Below are 15205 nucleotides of genomic sequence, written 5' to 3'. Positions count from 1 at the left end.
CAAGGGCCTTGGCTACCTGCTCGTATGCCATGATTTGGGCAAATCCCGACGCGCCGAGCGTGTTTCGTGCTTCGGCGTGGCGGGGCGCTGACCTGGGCCATCGCCCGGGGACTTTCGGTGAGGTGGATGTGTGTCGGGTGGGTATGCCATTGTCGGAAGCGTTGCAACTGCATCCGGGGCAGTCGGCGGATGCGTCGCTATCGCTGCTTACGGGTGTAAAGGACTACGGCGCGTAGCAATTTCGGGGATTTCCCGGCGTTGCGCGCCACTGCAGTACCAGCTCGGCGCGTAAGCAGGAAGGCACAACAGCATGACGGCGGACCGATTGATCGCGGGACGGTATCGACTCACGGATCCGATCGGCACAGGCGCGATGGGCGTCGTCTGGCGCGGCACCGACGTCCGCCTGCGACGCACGGTCGCGGTGAAACAGCTCATCCTCGGGCCCGGACTGACCCGCACCGCCGCGCTGGAGGCGAAGCTGCGCGCCATGCGCGAGGGGCGCATCGCCGCGCGCCTGCATCATCCGCACGCGATCACCGTCTTCGACGTCGCCGAGGAAGACGGCCAGCCGTGGCTGGTCATGGAATACATGGACGCGCCGAGCCTGGCGGCCAAGCTCTCCGGCAAGCGCACCCTGTCCCCGGTCGAGGTCGCCCGGATCGGCGCGCAAGCGGCCGGCGCGCTTGCCGCCGCGCACGACGCGGGCATCATGCACCGCGACGTGAAGCCGGCCAACCTGCTGGTCGGCGACGACGGCACGGTGAAGATCACCGACTTCGGCATCTCCCGCGCCGTCGGCGACGTCACCGTGACCGCCACGGGCTTCCTGGCCGGCACCCCGGCCTACCTCGCGCCCGAGGTGGCGCGCGGCGAGAACCCGGAACCGGCCTCCGACGTATTCGCCCTCGGCTCAACGCTTTACGCCGCCGTGGAGGGCCTGCCGCCGTTCGGTGAGGGCGACAACCCGCTGGCCGTGCTGCACGCCGTCGCGCGTGGACAGGTGCCGACGCCCGAGCACGCCGGCGCGCTCGGTCCCGTCCTGCTGCGCCTGCTCGCCCCGACCATCGACGCGCGCCCGACCATGCGTGAGGCGCAGAAGGCGCTGGAAGCCGTTGCGGAGGGCCGGGTTCCGAGCCTGGGCGTGCCCGCGCTCACCAAGGCGCTGCCCGCACCCGGTGCGGACAACGCGACCACCGTTCTGCCGCAACCGAGTTCGCCGACGAGCACCGACGCCGCGGGCAGCAACGCGAACGACGCGACCACCGTGGTGCCGACCGCCGCGCTGACCAATCCGCCTGTCGCCGAATCCGTTTCCGCGCAGCCGCCGGTCCCGCCGCGCAGCGGTGCGACGCTGCCGGGCGGCCCGGGCAGCGGGCCGTCGCGCAATCGCTCGCTCGCCATGGCCGGCGCCGCGTTCGTCGTGGTGCTCGCGGTGATCGGACTCGTCGCCTTCCTCACCAACGATCGCAAGGGCAGCGACACCGCGACGCCGCCGGGGACCACGATCACGTCCTCGTCCGCCGAGGTCCCGGCGCAGCCGCCGAACGCGGCGGGCCCCGGCCAGCCGGAGTCGCCGGTGCCGGTCACCACCCCCTCCCCGTCGGGGCAGCCGAGCGGGACGCCCACGCCGTCGTCGGCCCCGCCCTCCTCCTCGGCCCCGCCCTCGTCCGCGCCGCCGACGACTCCCGCGCCGAGCGTCAGCGCGACGCCGTTCGGTCCGCCGACGCCGGAGAAGGTTTCCCAGTTCGTGTCCGGCTACTACGGCATGCTCCCCGGCAATCCCAGCGCCGCGTGGTCCCAGCTCTCGCCCGGGTATCAGGGCGTGGCCGGCGGCTACAACGAGTACGTCCGCTGGTGGGGCACGATCAGCTCGATCACCGTTCGCTCGGTGACGCCGAACGGCGAGAATCGCGCGGTTGCCTCGCTCACCTATGTGAAGAAGAACGGCGAGACGGTGAACGAGACCCGCTGGTTCCAGGTCGCCGCCGAGAACGGCCGCATGCTGATTACCGCGTCGGGAACGTAAGCAAGCCCGCGTCCCGGCGTGGTAGAGGCCACAACTACGCAACTGGCCACGGCGGCGCCTCGGGTGCGGCGGTTATCGTGGCTACGGCCTGATCGGTAATCGAACGAGGAGACGTGTGACCGCGCGACCAGTCGCTGTTCTGTGGGATATGGACGGCACGCTCCTGGATTCGGAGAAGCTCTGGGATGTCGCGATGCGCGAACTCGCCGGCCGGCACGACCGTGAGCTGACCGACGAGCTCCGGCATACCTTCATCGGTGCGTCCGGTCCGGACGCGCTGCGGCTGCTGTTCACCGGTATCGGCATCGAGCCGACCGCCGAGGCGCTGGGCGTCGCGGGGGAGTTCATCGAGCACCGGGTGACCGAGTTGATGACCGGCCCGATCCCGTGGCGGCCGGGCGCGAAGGATGCGCTGGGGTTGGTCCGGGCCGCCGGGCTGAAGTCGGCGCTCGTCACCAATACCAAGCGGTCGCTCGCCGAGTACGGGCTCGACACCTTGGGCCGCGATTTCTTCGACGTGTCGGTCTGCGGTGACGAAGTTGCGCAGGGCAAGCCGGCGCCGGATGTGTACCTGCGCGCCGCCGAGCTGCTCGGCGTCGATCCGCGCGACTGTGTGGCGGTGGAGGATTCGCCGACCGGCACCCGGGCGGCGCACGCCGCGGGCTGCGCGGTGATCGTGATCCCGTGCGAGATCGCGGTGCCGGACGGACCCGGTCGCAGCTTCCGCGACACGTTGGTCGGGCTGACGGTCGATGACCTCGAACAAGCGCTGAAGCAGCGCGGCTGACCGGTCGCCGTTCGACACTCCCGACCGCGCTTCATCGAGAGTTACTGTGCCGCAACGGTAGTGCGCGCTGCTGGTAGGTGTGACCGCGATCACCGGCAATCTCGCCCAATCCCGGGCGTGTCGGCGGTCCGCTCTACCAGAATGTCGCCATGGCAGCGTTGGGTGTCCTCGACGAGATCGTAGATACCGCACGGTATCCCCTGGCGAATTCCGCGGACCCCGGCCGCAGCGCCGCCGTGGCGCACGCGCGGGCGGAATTGGCCGCGAGCGGGTGCACCGTGCTGCGCGGTTTCATCCGGCCGGAACTGACCGAAACGCTCCGGACACAGGGCGATGCGATGGCGCCGCACGCCTACTACGAGGTCGAGCGGGTCAACGCGTACAACATCCCGCTGGATACCGAACTGCCGCAAGACCATCCGGGCGTCATCGTGCTGGAGCGCGGTAACGCGTTCGTGCCGCGCGACCGCATCCCTGCCGACGCGCTGATCCATCAGCTATACACGGACAAGGGATTTCAGCGTTTCGTCGCCGATTGCTTCGGCCTGGCCGAGTTGCACGAGTTCGCCGATCCGCTGGCGGGCCTGTGCCTCAACGTGGTTGCGCCCGGCATGTCGCATCCGTGGCACTTCGACACCAACGAATTCACCGTCAGCATGCTGACCCAACCCGCCGAGGCGGGCGGAATCTTCGAGTACTGCCCCAACATTCGCACGCCGGAGGCCGAGCACCTCGACGATGTGCGCGCCGTGCTCACCGGCGTGGGGGAGGGCCTGATCCAGCGCCTCGACCTGCGCCCCGGTGACCTGCAACTGTTCCAGGGGCGCTTCTCGCTGCACCGGGTGTCGCCCGTCGCCGGTGCCACGCAACGGCATTCGGCGATCTTCGCCTACACCGACCGCCCCGGCGTGATCGGCACCGTGGAGCGCACCCGGCAACTCTTCGGCCGTGTACTACCCGACCATCTGGCCGCCGCGGCCGACGTTGTCCGCGGCGACCGTTTGCTCGACTGAGCCGAACGGCCCGATCGATTCCAGTGATCGGGAACAACCGCTCGACCCGAGAGGAACGACTGTGGCAGTGCCGTTACACACGACCGGGAAAGCCTCCTTCGACGACATTTACGATCGTCCCGATCCACGCGACTACTACGCCCGCATGTCCGACCTCGACTATCGCATTCCGGAACTGGCGAAACCCGTGTTCCAGCAGCAGATTCGGGAGTATCGCGCGTCCGCGCGAGTCAGCACCCCCACCGTCCTCGACCTCGGCTGCTCCTACGGCGTCAACGCGGCGCTGCTGCGCTTCGACACCACGATGCGGGACCTCGCCGAGCACTACCGCACCGCCGAGGGGGAGCACGCGGCGCTCGTCGCCCGCGACCGCGCCGATCTGGGCAGCCGGGACAGCCTCACCGACGTCCGTTTCCTCGGCATGGACGCCTCCGCGCCCGCGCTCGCCTACGCGAAAGAGACCGGCCTGCTGCACGACACCGTGCACGCCGACCTGGAGTCCGGCGAGCCGACCGACGAGCAGCGCGAGCTGCTGGCCAGCGCGGACATCATCATCTCCACCGGTTGCATCGGCTATGTCACGGAGAAAACGCTGACCCGGGTCGCCACCGCGCATCCGCGTCGGCGACCATGGATGGCACACTTCGTGCTGCGCATGTTCGACTTCGCGCCGATCGCCGCGGACCTCGCCGCGCTCGGCTACCGGACCGAACAGGCGCCGGGGCTCTACCAGCAGCGCAGGTTCGCCTCCGCGGCCGAGCAGACCCAGGTGCTGAACACCCTGTCCGCCAAGGGAATCGACACCACCGACCGGGAAACCGACGGCTGGCTCTACGCCGGCCTGTACCTATCGCGACCGTTGCCGAAGCACCACGCCGACACCGAGGACCAGCATTGACCGAACGCACGTTCGCCGCCGACGACACCCTGCCCCGGGTGCCCCTGCCGACGCTGGAGGCCAGCTGCGACAGATTTCTGCAGTGGTGCGCACCGCTGCTGACCGCCGACGAACTCGCCACCACCGAGGCGGCGGTTACCGACCTGCTGCGCGCGGACGGCCCCGGCCGCACGCTGCACGCGGCCCTGGCCGAGTACGACGCCGCCCCCGGCACCGGCAGCTGGCTCGACCTGTTCTGGCCGTCGCGCTACCTGGGCCGGCGCGACCGGATCGCGTTGAACGCCAACTTCTTCTTCCTGTTCCGGGACGAGACCGTGCTGGCCACCTCGACCGCCGCCACCCAGGTGGATCGGGCGGCCGGAATCATCGCCGCCGCGGTGGATTACAAGATCGCTCTGGACGCCGAGGCGATCCCGCCGGTGCTGCAACGCGGGCAGGCGCTGTCCATGTGGCAGAACAAATATCTGTTCTCCGAGACCCGGATCCCCGGCGCGGAGCAGGACAGCGTCCGGGTGCCCTACAGCGAGGAATGGCCCGGCCCGTCCGACGCCAGGCACATCGTGGTCTTCTTCCGCGGCAGCATCTTCCGGATGGACGCGATCGGCCCGGACGGCGTGCCGCACTCGCTGGACGACCTGGCCTGCGGGCTGCGCGAGGTGCTCAAGACGGGTGCCCGCTCGACCCGAACCGATTCCGCGGTAGGCCATCTCACCACCAAGGCGCGGGCCGAATGGGCGGCGAGCAGGCAGGAGTTGCTGGCCGAGCCGACCAACGCCGCGGCGCTGGACGCCATCGAGACCGCGCTGTTCTGCGTCTGCCTGGAGGATTTCGCGCCGGCCGACGAGCAGCAGGCGTGTGACAACCTGCTGCACGGCGACAGCGCGAACCGCTGGTTCGACAAGGCGGTGTCGTTCATCGTCTTCGCGGATGGCCAGGCGGGCATCAACATCGAGCACTGCGGGCTGGACGGCACCACCGTGCTGTCCTTCGTCGACGCCCTGCTGGAGACCTCGGCGCAGGATCATGCCGAGCGATCCGGGGCGCAGGCGCAGGGCCTGCCCGCAGTCGAGCCGATCGACTTCGTGCTGGACGCCGCGCAGCGCAACGACATTGCCGCGGCCGGGGCCGACTTCGCCCGCTATGCCGCCGAAAACGCCACGCAGACGGTGTCTTTCCCGGATTTCGGCACCACCAAGGCCAAGCAGCTCGGCATCTCCCCGGATGCGTTCGCGCAGTTGAGCTATCAGCTCGCGCACCGGCGCAGCAAGGGAATCACCGGCGCCACTTACGAATCCATCGCCACCCGGCAGTACCGCAACGGCCGCACCGAGGCCATGCGGGTGATCACCCCGGAGATGATCGCGTTCGTCGACGCGGTGCAGGACCCGGAGGTCGATCAGGCGGTCAAGCTCGCTGCCGCGCGTACCGCGGCCGCGGCGCACGTCGCTCGAGCCAAGCAGTGCCAGGCCGGTGACGCACCGGAACAGCACCTCTGGGAACTCCAGTGGATCCAGCGTCGCCGTGGCGCGGAACTCGGTGTCACCGAGACGATTCCGCTCTACGACAGCCCCGGCTGGCTGATCATGCGCGACGACTACCTGAGCACCAGCTCGGCGCCGTCGGTCAACATCCGCTACTTCGGTTTCGGCTCCACCAGCCCGCGCTGCATCGGCGTCGCGTACGTCCTGCTGCCGGATCGCTGGAACCTGTATCTGGCCACGCCGACCACGGTCGCCGACGAGATGCACGCCTTCGCCGACCACTTGCGCACTGCGGTGGCCGATTTGGCGGCGCTGCTCGGCTCGGCGTAGTCAGTCGCCGCGGACGCGCTGGTTGTCAGCGCGTCCGAAGGCGGCGTCCGCCTCGGCGACGATCCGGGTGAGGACGTCGGCGGCGTAATCGATCGAGCTGATCAGGTCCACGGCCTCGCCGGCCCAGACCGCCAGCGCCGCCGGGTCGTCGTTGTCGAGGGCATCGACGTAGCCCTGTTGCGCCGCGGCGTCGGTGCGCAGTTCGTCCTCGCGGTCCTGCCAGCTGTCGAAGAACGGGGTGCGCAGCATGCGTGCGGTGTACCTCGCCGGCCACGGGGACTTGCGCGCGATGTCGTAGACCCGATTGCGCGAGGTGTCGTCTCCGCGCGCGGCCACGATCGCCTTCGCCTCCTCGGGCGCGAGCAGCGCCTCGTGCGTCGCCTCGAAACGCGTGCCGATCAGCGCACCGGCCGCACCGAGCGTCAGTGCCGCGGCCAGTCCACGACCGTCCGCGATGCCGCCCGCGGCGAGCACCGGCGTCGGGTGCACGAGATCGACGACTGCGGGAACGATCGTCAGGGTCGAACGCCCGCCGCCGTGCCCACCCGCCTCGCCGCCCTGCGCGATGATCACATCCGCGCCGAGATCGCGGGCCCGCCGAGCCTCGTCCAGATCCGTGACCTGGACCAGCACCGGCACGCCCGCGTCGCGCACCGCCGCGACGAACGGGCTCGGATCCCCGAACGACAGCACCACCGCACTGGGCCGGTACTCGTCGAGCACCCAGCGCAGCGTGTCCGGCTCGACCGCCCAGGACAGGAACCCGACACCCCACGGCGCCCGAGCCTTTTCCGCGACGATCGACAACTGCGGCGCCAACCATTCACGGTCCCCACCACCGGCCCCGATCAGCCCCAAACCACCCGCATTCGACACCGCGGCGGCGAGTTCACCGCCCGCCACGCCGCCCATCGGGGCCAGGGCGATCGGGTGACGCAAGGCGAACAACTCGGTCAGCGCGGTCTGGAACGGCATGGCACCATCATGCCCACCGCGGCGGCCGTCGAAAGCGGGGATGGGCCGGAGCAACGGTCCCGCACACCGGTCTGAAACAATGGCTCATCGTGAAGAACTTCGAAACCCTGTTCGCCGAGCTGCAGGATCGTGCGGTTACCCGCCCCGAGGGGTCCGGAACCGTGGCCGCGCTGGACGCGGGCGTGCATAGCCAGGGTAAGAAGGTGCTCGAGGAGGCCGGCGAGGTATGGCTGGCCGCCGAGCACGAGAGCGACGAGTCGCTCGCCGAGGAGATCTCGCAGCTGCTGTACTGGGTGCAGGTGCTGATGGTGGGTCGTGGACTGAAGCTCGAAGACGTGTACCGACATCTGTGATGGCCGCGTCTTACTCCGTAGTTTCACTTCCCGAAAGGACCCCCTCCCATGCTGCGCGTCGCAGTCCCCAATAAAGGCGCCCTGTCCGAAGCCGCCACCGCCATCCTGGTCGAGGCCGGCTACCGCAAGCGGACCGATGCCCGCGACCTGACCGTGCTGGATCCGGCCAACCAGGTCGAATTCTTCTTCCTGCGGCCCAAGGACATCGCCATCTACGTCGGGTCGGGCGAACTCGACCTCGGCATCACCGGCCGTGACCTCGCGCTCGATTCCGGCGCGCCGGTCAGCGAACGGCTCGGCCTCGGCTTCGGCCGCTCCTCCTTCCGCTACGCCGCACCGGCCGGGCAGGCCTGGCGGGTCGAGGACCTCTACGACAAGCGGATCGCCACCTCCTACCCGAACCTCGTGCTCAGCGACCTGCAACGGCGCGGCATCGAGGCCGAGGTGATCCGCCTGGACGGCGCGGTGGAGATCTCCATCCAGCTCGGCGTCGCCGACGCGATCGCGGACGTGGTCGGCTCGGGCCGGACGCTGCGCCAGCACAACCTGGTCGCGTTCGGTGAGTCGCTGTGCGACTCGGAGGGCGTGCTGATCGAACGCACCGGCTCCGATCAGCAGGAACGGGCGCGCAACCAGCTCATCGCCCGTGTGCAGGGCGTGGTCTTCGGCCAGCAGTACATCATGCTCGATTACGACTGCCCGAAGGAGCTGCTGGAGGCGGCGGTCAAGATCACGCCGGGCCTGGAGTCGCCGACGGTCTCGCCGCTGGCCGACGACGGCTGGGTCGCGATCCGGGCGATGGTGCCGCGCAAGCAGGGCAACGAGGTGATGGACCAGCTCGCCGAGCTCGGCGCCAAGGCCATCCTCGCCTTCGACATCCGCTCCTGCCGCGCCTTCTGAGCGGATTATCGCCGTCTGATTTGTCTTGTATGCGTGAATAATTCACGCTGAACGCAACCGGTGTGCCGGGTGACCGGGTGTTGCTACCGTGCGGCCTCTCGATGAGGAACGCAAGGAGCACGCCCGTGTCACAGACATCGCCCGAGCAACGTTCGGGGAGCACATTCGCCTGGAGTGAGGACTGGCTGGCGGCGATCGTCGGACTGGCGCTGATCGCGTTGGTCCTGATCGGCGCGATTCCGGATTGGCTGGTGCCGTGATGTCGGATACGCCGGCGCGCGAAGGCAATCCGGCCGCCGAGGGGAGCGTGGTCACCGCGTCGGACGAAACCGGCGCGGACGCTGATGCTTCCGCTCGGGTGACGTCGGAAACGGCGGCCCTGCAAGCGATCTCGCGGCCGACCGTGGGTGCGATCGTGGCGGGTCTCGCGGTGGTCATCGTCTTGGGTGCGCTGACCCGCTACTTCGACACCCACGTCCCGCGGTGGGCGGCGGACACTCCGTTCAAGCGGGTGGCAAAGTCGATCGAGTTCCCGGTGTACGCCATCGCGATCGGCCTGCTCGGCAACGTCATCCTGTCGAAACTCGCCCTGCGCGACCGGCTTTCGGCCGGCTTCCGCACCGAGTTCTTCATCAAGACCGGCGTGGTGCTGCTCGGCGCCTCGATCAATCTGAAGATCCTGGTGACCGCCGCGGGCCCGTCGATCGTGCAGGCGTTGCTGCTGATCACCGTGGTGTTCGGCTTCACCTGGTGGCTCGGCGGGCGGCTCGGGCTCGACGACAAGCTGCGTGCGCTGCTGTCCTCCGCGGTGTCCATCTGCGGCGTCAGCGCGGCCATCGCGGCGGCCGGTGCGGTGCAGGCCAAGCGCGAGCAGATCGCCTACGCGGCCTCGCTGGTGATCATCTTCGCGCTGCCGTCGATCTTCGTATTGCCTTGGCTGGCCGACGTTCTCGGACTGTCCGACGCGGTGGCCGGCGCCTGGATCGGCGGCAACATCGACACCACGGCGGCGGTTGCGGCGTCCGGCGCGATCGCGGGGGAGAAGGCGCTGCAGATCGCCACCATCGTGAAGACTACGCAGAACGCGCTGATCGGCATCGTCGCGATCGCGTTGACCGCGTACTTCACCTTGAAGGTGGAACGCACCGCCGGCGCCGTGCGGCCCTCGCTGCGGCAGTTCTGGGACCGGTTCCCGAAGTTCGTCCTCGGCTTCGTCGCCGCGTCCGTCATCGGCACGCTCTACCTACAGTCCGCGGACAAGAAGTCCGGGGCCGCGCACATCCTGATCATCAACGATCTGCGCACCTGGTTCCTGATCTTCGCGTTCGTCTCCATCGGTCTGGAGTTCTCGCTGCGTGGGCTGCGTGAGGCGGGCTGGCGGCCGATCGTGGTGTTCGGCTCCGCGGTCGTGGTCAACCTGGCCGTCGGCCTGGGCCTTTCCGTGCTGCTGTTCCGCAACTTCACCCTCTGAATCGATCCGGCGAAGTAGTGGCCGGGCCGCCGCGCGCGTTGTAATCTGCCCAGTTGTGCGCGCGGCGGTGCAGCCCGGCGGGCTGTTCCGCGAGCCTTCACCAAAACTTCATGGGGTGTCGGTGACACTGTGCGATGTGTCGGGCGAAATCACCCAGAGAACGTCGGGGCGCCGCTATGGGCCCCCGCACAGAGGTACGGAGGGACGTCGATGACGACGGAAACCGAAACAGTCGACAAATGGCCCCGCATCCGGAACGTGCTGATCCTGGCCGGTGACGTAGTGGGCGTCGTGGTGTTGATCGTTGCGGTGGCAATCATCGGATCACACGGCACGTCACTGGATTTCATCATGGGATCGGGTCGCTGACGCCTGATCATTCGGCCACCGCATCGGCCAGGGTCTCGTCCGGCGACTCGCCGGTCCCGCCGGCCGGCCATCCGGGATAGGGCGGCGGCGTGCCGCCGAATTCGGGGCATAGGGGTTTGTAGTCGCAATACGAGCAGAGCCAGCTGGTGTTCGGCTGGAAGTCGCCGGTGCGGCCCGCCTCCAGAATGGCCTCCCACAGCGCGGAGAGGGTGCGTTCGAAGCGGCGTAGTTCCTCTTCGTCGGGGGCGTAGGTGAGGATCTGCTCGTCGGACAGATAGATCAGGCGCAGCTGGGCCGGCAGGATGCCGCGGGTGCGCAGCACGACCAGCGCGTAGAACTTCAGCTGGAACAGCGCCCTGGTCTCCTGCGTCGGTCCGGGCGCGCGGCCGGTCTTGTAATCGACCACCCGTAGCTGCCCGGTCGGCGCGACATCGATCCGATCGACGAAGCCGCGCAACAGAACTCCGTCGTCGAGCTCCACCTCGACCCGCGCCTCCCGCGACTCCGGATCGAAGCGCGTCGGATCCTCCAGCCGGTAGTACGCCTGCACCAGCGAGCGCACCTCGGCCAGGAAGCCGTCCAGCTCGTCGTCGGTGATCAGCTCGGTCACCGCGGGCCATTCGGCCGCCACCCGCGCCCACGCGGGCACGATCAGCCCCTCCGCGCACTGTGGCTGCCGCTGCACCGCGGGCAGGCCGTACAGGTCTTCCAGCACCGCGTGCACCACCGTGCCGCGCAGCGCGTTGCGATTGGGCGGCTCCGGGATCCGGTCGATCGCCCGGAACCGGTACTTCAGCGGGCACTGCTTGAAATCCATTGCCCGCGAAGGCGACAGCGCCGGACGCGATCGGCTCGCCGCCGCACCGGGATCGGACGCGGGTGCGCCGTCGGTAGGGGGCGTGGACACGGGCGAGCTCATACCTGGCAGGCTATCCGGCGGCACCGACATAGAGCGCTTGCGAGCGCGAATGCGCGAGGCCGCACCCCGGTGCGGGACTATTCAGGACACTGCTCTTCCAGCGAACGGAGATTCATGACGGCCAGACGGACCGGGCCATTCACCCTCGGTGACCGGGTACAGCTGACCGATGCCAAAGGCCGCCTGTACACGGTGGTCTTGGAGGAGGGCAAGGAGTTCCACACCCATCGCGGTGGGATCAAGCACGACAGCTTGATCGGCGCCGACGAGGGCTCGGTGGTCAACTCCACCAACGGCACCCCGTATCTGGCGTTGCGCCCGTTGCTGATCGACTACGTGCTCTCCATGCCGCGCGGCGCCGCCGTCATCTACCCGAAGGACGCCGCCCAGATCGTGCACGAGGGCGACATGTTCCCCGGCGCGCGGGTACTGGAGGCCGGCGCGGGTTCCGGCGCGCTGACCTGTTCGCTGCTGCGCGCCGTCGGGCCGCAGGGCGAGGTCATCTCGTACGAAATTCGCCAGGATCATGCCGATCACGCCATCCGCAACGTCGAAACGTTCTATGGCGAACGTCCGGCTAACTGGTCGCTGACGGTCGGCGATGTCGCCGACTTCGACGGCGAACCGGTCGATCGCGCGGTGCTCGACATGCTCGCGCCCTGGGACGCGCTGCCTTCGGTGGCCAAGGCGCTGGTGCCCGGCGGCGTGCTGATCATCTACGTGGCCACGGTCACGCAGCTGTCGAAGGTGGTGGAGGCGCTGCGCGAACAGGAATGCTGGACCGAACCGCGGTCCTGGGAATCGATCGTGCGCGGCTGGCACGTGGTCGGCCTCGCGGTGCGCCCCGAGCACCGTATGCAGGGCCATACGGCCTTCCTGGTGAGCGCACGCAAGCTCGCCGAGGGCACGGTGACCCCCAAGCCGCAGCGCAGGCCGTCGAAGGGCTGACGCGCCGACCGGCAACGGCCGAGGGCGTCCGCACACCGCCCTCGGCCGTCGTCGTGGATCAGGCAGGAACGCAGGGCGCCTGCGCGAAGCCGAGCAGCAGGCAGCCGCTGGCGTCCGAGAGCTTCCAGGTGCCGCCGACGTTCTCCCAGGTGATGGGCATCGCGGGCGCGGCGCCGTGCGGCGAGTTGATGGTCACCTGCGCGGTCGCGGTGTTGCCCTGGACTGTGACATCGGCCACTGCGAAGGTCAGCGCGTACCCGGCCAGACCCTTGTTCATCTGATCGATGTTCGCCGTGCGCTTTTCGCCGTCGACGATCAGCTTGGCCTTGTCGGCCGTGGGTACCGCCGGATCGGACAACTTGACCAGCACCGCCTGCAACGTCTCCGGCGTCGGCGCGCTCGCGGCCGCGGACGGCGCGGCGCTGCTGGCCGCACTAGCGGTCGCTGCGCTGGAGGAAGAGACTGTGGCATCGGATTTGTTGTCATCGGAGCTACAGCCGACGAGCCCGGCGGTAACGGCGAGGGCGGCGGCAGCGGTAGCAAGAGAAACTCGGAGGGTTCTGGCGGGAAGGAGCATCTTCAGCAACCTTTCGGCTCGGTCGGCGAGCTGGCTCACCGAGTGCGGGTTAGGGCAGGCTAACATGGTTATCCGGCGGTCGATCGCAGCCCAGATGTGATCACGACGAAACCATGTCGGAAAGCGAGAACGGTTCGCGCCCGGTAGCGTTGATAGACCGGGACTGGGAGGAGCAGCACATGAGCCCCATCGAGAATTCGGATTCGGCGGCCTGGAGAGAGCTCGAGGCGGTACGCGCCGAAGCGGCTGCACTCCGCAGGCAACTCGCCGATTCGCCGGATCGTGCACGGGAATTGGAAGCCCGCATCGATTCGCTGACGATTCGCAACACCAAGCTGATGGACACCCTCAAGGAGGCGCGGCAGCAGCTGATCGCGCTCCGGGAGGAAGTCGATCGGCTCGGTCAGCCGCCGAGCGGGTACGGCATTCTGATCGGCGTCTACGACGATCAGACGGTCGACGTGTTCACCTCGGGCCGCAAGATGCGGCTGACGTGTTCACCGAACATCGAGACCTCGACCCTGGAATACGGGCAGACCGTGCGCCTCAACGAGGCGCTCACGGTCGTCGAGGCCGGCGTGTTCGACGCGATCGGCGAGATCGGCACCCTGCGGGAGATCCTCGATGACGGCCGTCGTGCCCTCGTTGTCGGTCATGCCGACGAGGAACGCGTGGTCTGGCTGGCGGGTCCGCTGGCCAAGGTCGCCGAGTACGACGACATGGACGACCCGGACTCCCCGATTCGCAAGCTGCGCCCCGGTGATTCACTCCTGGTGGACACCAAGGCGGGCTTCGCGTTCGAGCGCATTCCCAAGGCCGAGGTCGAAGACCTTGTGCTGGAAGAGGTTCCGGACGTCGACTACACCGATATCGGCGGCCTCGGCCGGCAGATCGAACAGATCCGCGATGCGGTGGAGCTGCCCTTCCTGCACAAGGACCTGTTCCGCGAGTACGCGTTGCGCCCGCCCAAGGGTGTGCTGCTCTACGGTCCGCCCGGTTGCGGTAAGACGCTCATCGCCAAGGCGGTGGCCAACTCGCTGGCCAAGAAGATCGCCGAGGCGCGCGGTGAGGATGCCAAGGAAGCCAAGTCGTTCTTCCTGAACATCAAGGGCCCCGAGCTGCTGAACAAGTTCGTGGGTGAGACCGAGCGCCACATCCGGATCATCTTCCAGCGGGCCCGGGAGAAGGCGTCCGAGGGCACCCCGGTGATCGTGTTCTTCGACGAGATGGATTCCATCTTCCGCACCCGCGGTTCGGGCGTGTCCTCCGATGTGGAGACCACGGTTGTCCCGCAGCTGCTTTCGGAGATCGACGGCGTCGAGGGCCTGGAGAACGTCATCGTGATCGGCGCCTCCAACCGCGAGGACATGATCGACCCCGCGATCCTGCGGCCCGGCCGCCTGGACGTGAAGATCAAGATCGAGCGGCCGGACGCCGAATCGGCGCAGGACATCTTCTCCAAGTACCTCACGGAGACGCTGCCCCTGCACGCCGACGATCTCGCCGAGTTCGGCGGCGACAAGCTGGCGTGCGTGCAGGCGATGATCGAACGGGTCGTCGACCGGATGTACGCCGAGAGCGAGGACAACCGCTTCCTGGAGGTCACCTACGCCAACGGTGACAAGGAAGTCCTGTACTTCAAGGACTTCAACTCCGGCGCCATGATCCAGAACATCGTGGACCGCTCCAAGAAGTACGCCATCAAGTCCGTCCTCGACACCGGCAACCCCGGCCTGCGTCTCCAGCATCTCTACGATTCGATCCAGGACGAGTTCTCCGAGAACGAGGACCTGCCCAACACCACGAATCCCGATGACTGGGCGCGCATCTCGGGCAAGAAGGGCGAGCGGATCGTCTACATCCGCACGCTGGTCACCGGCAAGAACGCCAGCGCAAGCAGGGCGATCGACACCGAATCCAGCACGGGTCAGTACCTGTAGGTTTCAGTACGAAGGGCCGCGCTTCCGTTGGGGGCGCGGCTTTTTCGTGTGGCTGGGTTCGGGCGAGCGGATCGTCTACATCCGGCTGCGTCTAATTCACCGGCAAGAACGCCAGCGCGAGCAGGGCGATCGACACCGAATCCAGCACGGGTCAGTACCTGTAGGTTTCAGTACGAAGGGCCGCGTCTCCGTTGGGGGCGCGGCTTTTTCGTGTG

General features: G+C 68.2%; 15 protein-coding genes. 12 read left to right on the top strand and 3 right to left on the bottom strand.

Annotated elements, in window-relative coordinates:
• Nucleotides 1–310 precede the first annotated feature (310 nt).
• The 5 genes from AB0M22_RS24425 (at nucleotide 311) to AB0M22_RS24405 (ending at nucleotide 6538) form a co-directional block, all read left to right on the top strand.
• Nucleotides 311–2029: a protein kinase gene (locus AB0M22_RS24425; protein WP_364731013.1), complete on the top strand. Its 1719-nt coding sequence runs from the start codon at nucleotides 311–313 to the stop codon at nucleotides 2027–2029.
• Between the two features lie 115 nt (nucleotides 2030–2144).
• Nucleotides 2145–2816: an HAD family phosphatase gene (locus AB0M22_RS24420; protein ID WP_364731010.1), complete on the top strand. Its 672-nt coding sequence runs from the start codon at nucleotides 2145–2147 to the stop codon at nucleotides 2814–2816.
• Nucleotides 2817–2965: 149 nt separating this feature from the next.
• Nucleotides 2966–3829, top strand: a complete 864-nt coding sequence (locus tag AB0M22_RS24415) for an arpA protein (RefSeq protein ID WP_364731008.1) — start codon at nucleotides 2966–2968, stop codon at nucleotides 3827–3829.
• A 61-nt stretch (nucleotides 3830–3890) separates the two neighbouring features.
• Nucleotides 3891–4727, top strand: coding sequence for a class I SAM-dependent methyltransferase (locus AB0M22_RS24410; protein ID WP_364731005.1), 837 nt, complete (start codon nucleotides 3891–3893; stop codon nucleotides 4725–4727).
• Nucleotides 4724–6538, top strand: a complete 1815-nt coding sequence (locus tag AB0M22_RS24405; RefSeq protein WP_364731003.1) for a choline/carnitine O-acyltransferase — start codon at nucleotides 4724–4726, stop codon at nucleotides 6536–6538. Before AB0M22_RS24410 ends, AB0M22_RS24405 begins: the two co-directional genes overlap by 4 nt.
• On the opposite strand, the gene AB0M22_RS24400 is transcribed toward AB0M22_RS24405, so the two are convergent.
• On the bottom strand, nucleotides 6539–7513 hold the full coding sequence (locus AB0M22_RS24400; protein WP_364731001.1) for a nitronate monooxygenase: 975 nt from the start codon (nucleotides 7511–7513) through the stop codon (nucleotides 6539–6541).
• A 71-nt stretch (nucleotides 7514–7584) separates the two neighbouring features.
• Between AB0M22_RS24400 and AB0M22_RS24395 the strand changes: the two genes are divergently transcribed.
• From AB0M22_RS24395 to AB0M22_RS24375, 5 genes are all read left to right on the top strand, one after another.
• The gene (locus AB0M22_RS24395) at nucleotides 7585–7866 is read left to right on the top strand and encodes a phosphoribosyl-ATP diphosphatase (protein WP_174412539.1); all 282 of its coding nucleotides are present in this window, start codon (nucleotides 7585–7587) and stop codon (nucleotides 7864–7866) included.
• Nucleotides 7867–7914: 48 nt separating this feature from the next.
• Nucleotides 7915–8766 carry an ATP phosphoribosyltransferase gene (gene hisG, locus AB0M22_RS24390; RefSeq protein ID WP_364730998.1) on the top strand — a complete coding sequence of 284 codons (852 nt, stop codon included), beginning with the start codon at nucleotides 7915–7917 and terminating at the stop codon, nucleotides 8764–8766.
• A gap of 125 nt (nucleotides 8767–8891) precedes the next feature.
• Nucleotides 8892–9026 (top strand): hypothetical protein, encoded by a 135-nt coding sequence (locus AB0M22_RS24385; protein ID WP_364730996.1) that lies wholly within the window; start codon nucleotides 8892–8894, stop codon nucleotides 9024–9026.
• Nucleotides 9026–10237, top strand: a complete 1212-nt coding sequence (locus AB0M22_RS24380; protein ID WP_364730994.1) for a putative sulfate exporter family transporter — start codon at nucleotides 9026–9028, stop codon at nucleotides 10235–10237. The genes AB0M22_RS24385 and AB0M22_RS24380 overlap by 1 nt, the downstream gene beginning before the upstream one ends.
• Nucleotides 10238–10447: 210 nt before the next feature.
• Nucleotides 10448–10606, top strand: coding sequence for a hypothetical protein (locus AB0M22_RS24375; protein ID WP_364730991.1), 159 nt, complete (start codon nucleotides 10448–10450; stop codon nucleotides 10604–10606).
• Nucleotides 10607–10613: 7 nt separating this feature from the next.
• On the opposite strand, the gene AB0M22_RS24370 is transcribed toward AB0M22_RS24375, so the two are convergent.
• The gene (locus AB0M22_RS24370; RefSeq protein WP_364730989.1) at nucleotides 10614–11525 is read right to left on the bottom strand and encodes a RecB family exonuclease; all 912 of its coding nucleotides are present in this window, start codon (nucleotides 11523–11525) and stop codon (nucleotides 10614–10616) included.
• 114 nt (nucleotides 11526–11639) lie between these two features.
• Here AB0M22_RS24370 and AB0M22_RS24365 point away from each other — a divergent pair, with 114 nt between their 5' ends.
• Complete coding sequence (locus AB0M22_RS24365) at nucleotides 11640–12473, top strand: tRNA (adenine-N1)-methyltransferase (protein ID WP_364730987.1); 834 nt, start codon at nucleotides 11640–11642, stop codon at nucleotides 12471–12473.
• A 58-nt stretch (nucleotides 12474–12531) separates the two neighbouring features.
• Here the strand turns inward: AB0M22_RS24365 and AB0M22_RS24360 are convergent, their stop codons facing one another.
• Complete coding sequence (locus tag AB0M22_RS24360; protein WP_364730984.1) at nucleotides 12532–13050, bottom strand: hypothetical protein; 519 nt, start codon at nucleotides 13048–13050, stop codon at nucleotides 12532–12534.
• Between the two features lie 179 nt (nucleotides 13051–13229).
• On the opposite strand from AB0M22_RS24360, the gene arc reads away from it, so the two are divergent.
• A complete protein-coding gene (arc, locus tag AB0M22_RS24355; RefSeq protein WP_150404558.1) occupies nucleotides 13230–14990 on the top strand; it encodes a proteasome ATPase in 1761 nt (586 codons plus the stop codon).
• The last annotated feature ends 215 nt before the right edge of the window (nucleotides 14991–15205 follow it).

The sequence above is a fragment of the Nocardia sp. NPDC051756 genome (genome assembly GCF_040681495.1).
In the GTDB taxonomy this organism is placed as follows: Bacteria; Actinomycetota; Actinomycetes; order Mycobacteriales; family Mycobacteriaceae; genus Nocardia.
The sequence above is the reverse complement of the archived record's forward strand: the minus strand, read 5'-3'. Positions and strand labels throughout refer to the sequence as shown.

Excerpts from the sequence above, each read along its gene's own strand:
- hisG (WP_364730998.1), top strand. The coding sequence starts at position 7,915 with ATGCTGCGCGTCGCAGTCCCCAATAAAGGCGCCCTGTCCGAAGCCGCC.
- arc (WP_150404558.1), top strand. The coding sequence starts at position 13,230 with ATGAGCCCCATCGAGAATTCGGATTCGGCGGCCTGGAGAGAGCTCGAG.
- AB0M22_RS24400 (WP_364731001.1), bottom strand. The coding sequence starts at position 7,513 with ATGCCGTTCCAGACCGCGCTGACCGAGTTGTTCGCCTTGCGTCACCCG.
- AB0M22_RS24360 (WP_364730984.1), bottom strand. The coding sequence starts at position 13,050 with ATGCTCCTTCCCGCCAGAACCCTCCGAGTTTCTCTTGCTACCGCTGCC.
- AB0M22_RS24370 (WP_364730989.1), bottom strand. The coding sequence starts at position 11,525 with ATGAGCTCGCCCGTGTCCACGCCCCCTACCGACGGCGCACCCGCGTCC.
- AB0M22_RS24415 (WP_364731008.1), top strand. The coding sequence starts at position 2,966 with ATGGCAGCGTTGGGTGTCCTCGACGAGATCGTAGATACCGCACGGTAT.
- AB0M22_RS24380 (WP_364730994.1), top strand. The coding sequence starts at position 9,026 with ATGTCGGATACGCCGGCGCGCGAAGGCAATCCGGCCGCCGAGGGGAGC.
- AB0M22_RS24425 (WP_364731013.1), top strand. The coding sequence starts at position 311 with ATGACGGCGGACCGATTGATCGCGGGACGGTATCGACTCACGGATCCG.
- AB0M22_RS24375 (WP_364730991.1), top strand. The coding sequence starts at position 10,448 with ATGACGACGGAAACCGAAACAGTCGACAAATGGCCCCGCATCCGGAAC.
- AB0M22_RS24365 (WP_364730987.1), top strand. The coding sequence starts at position 11,640 with ATGACGGCCAGACGGACCGGGCCATTCACCCTCGGTGACCGGGTACAG.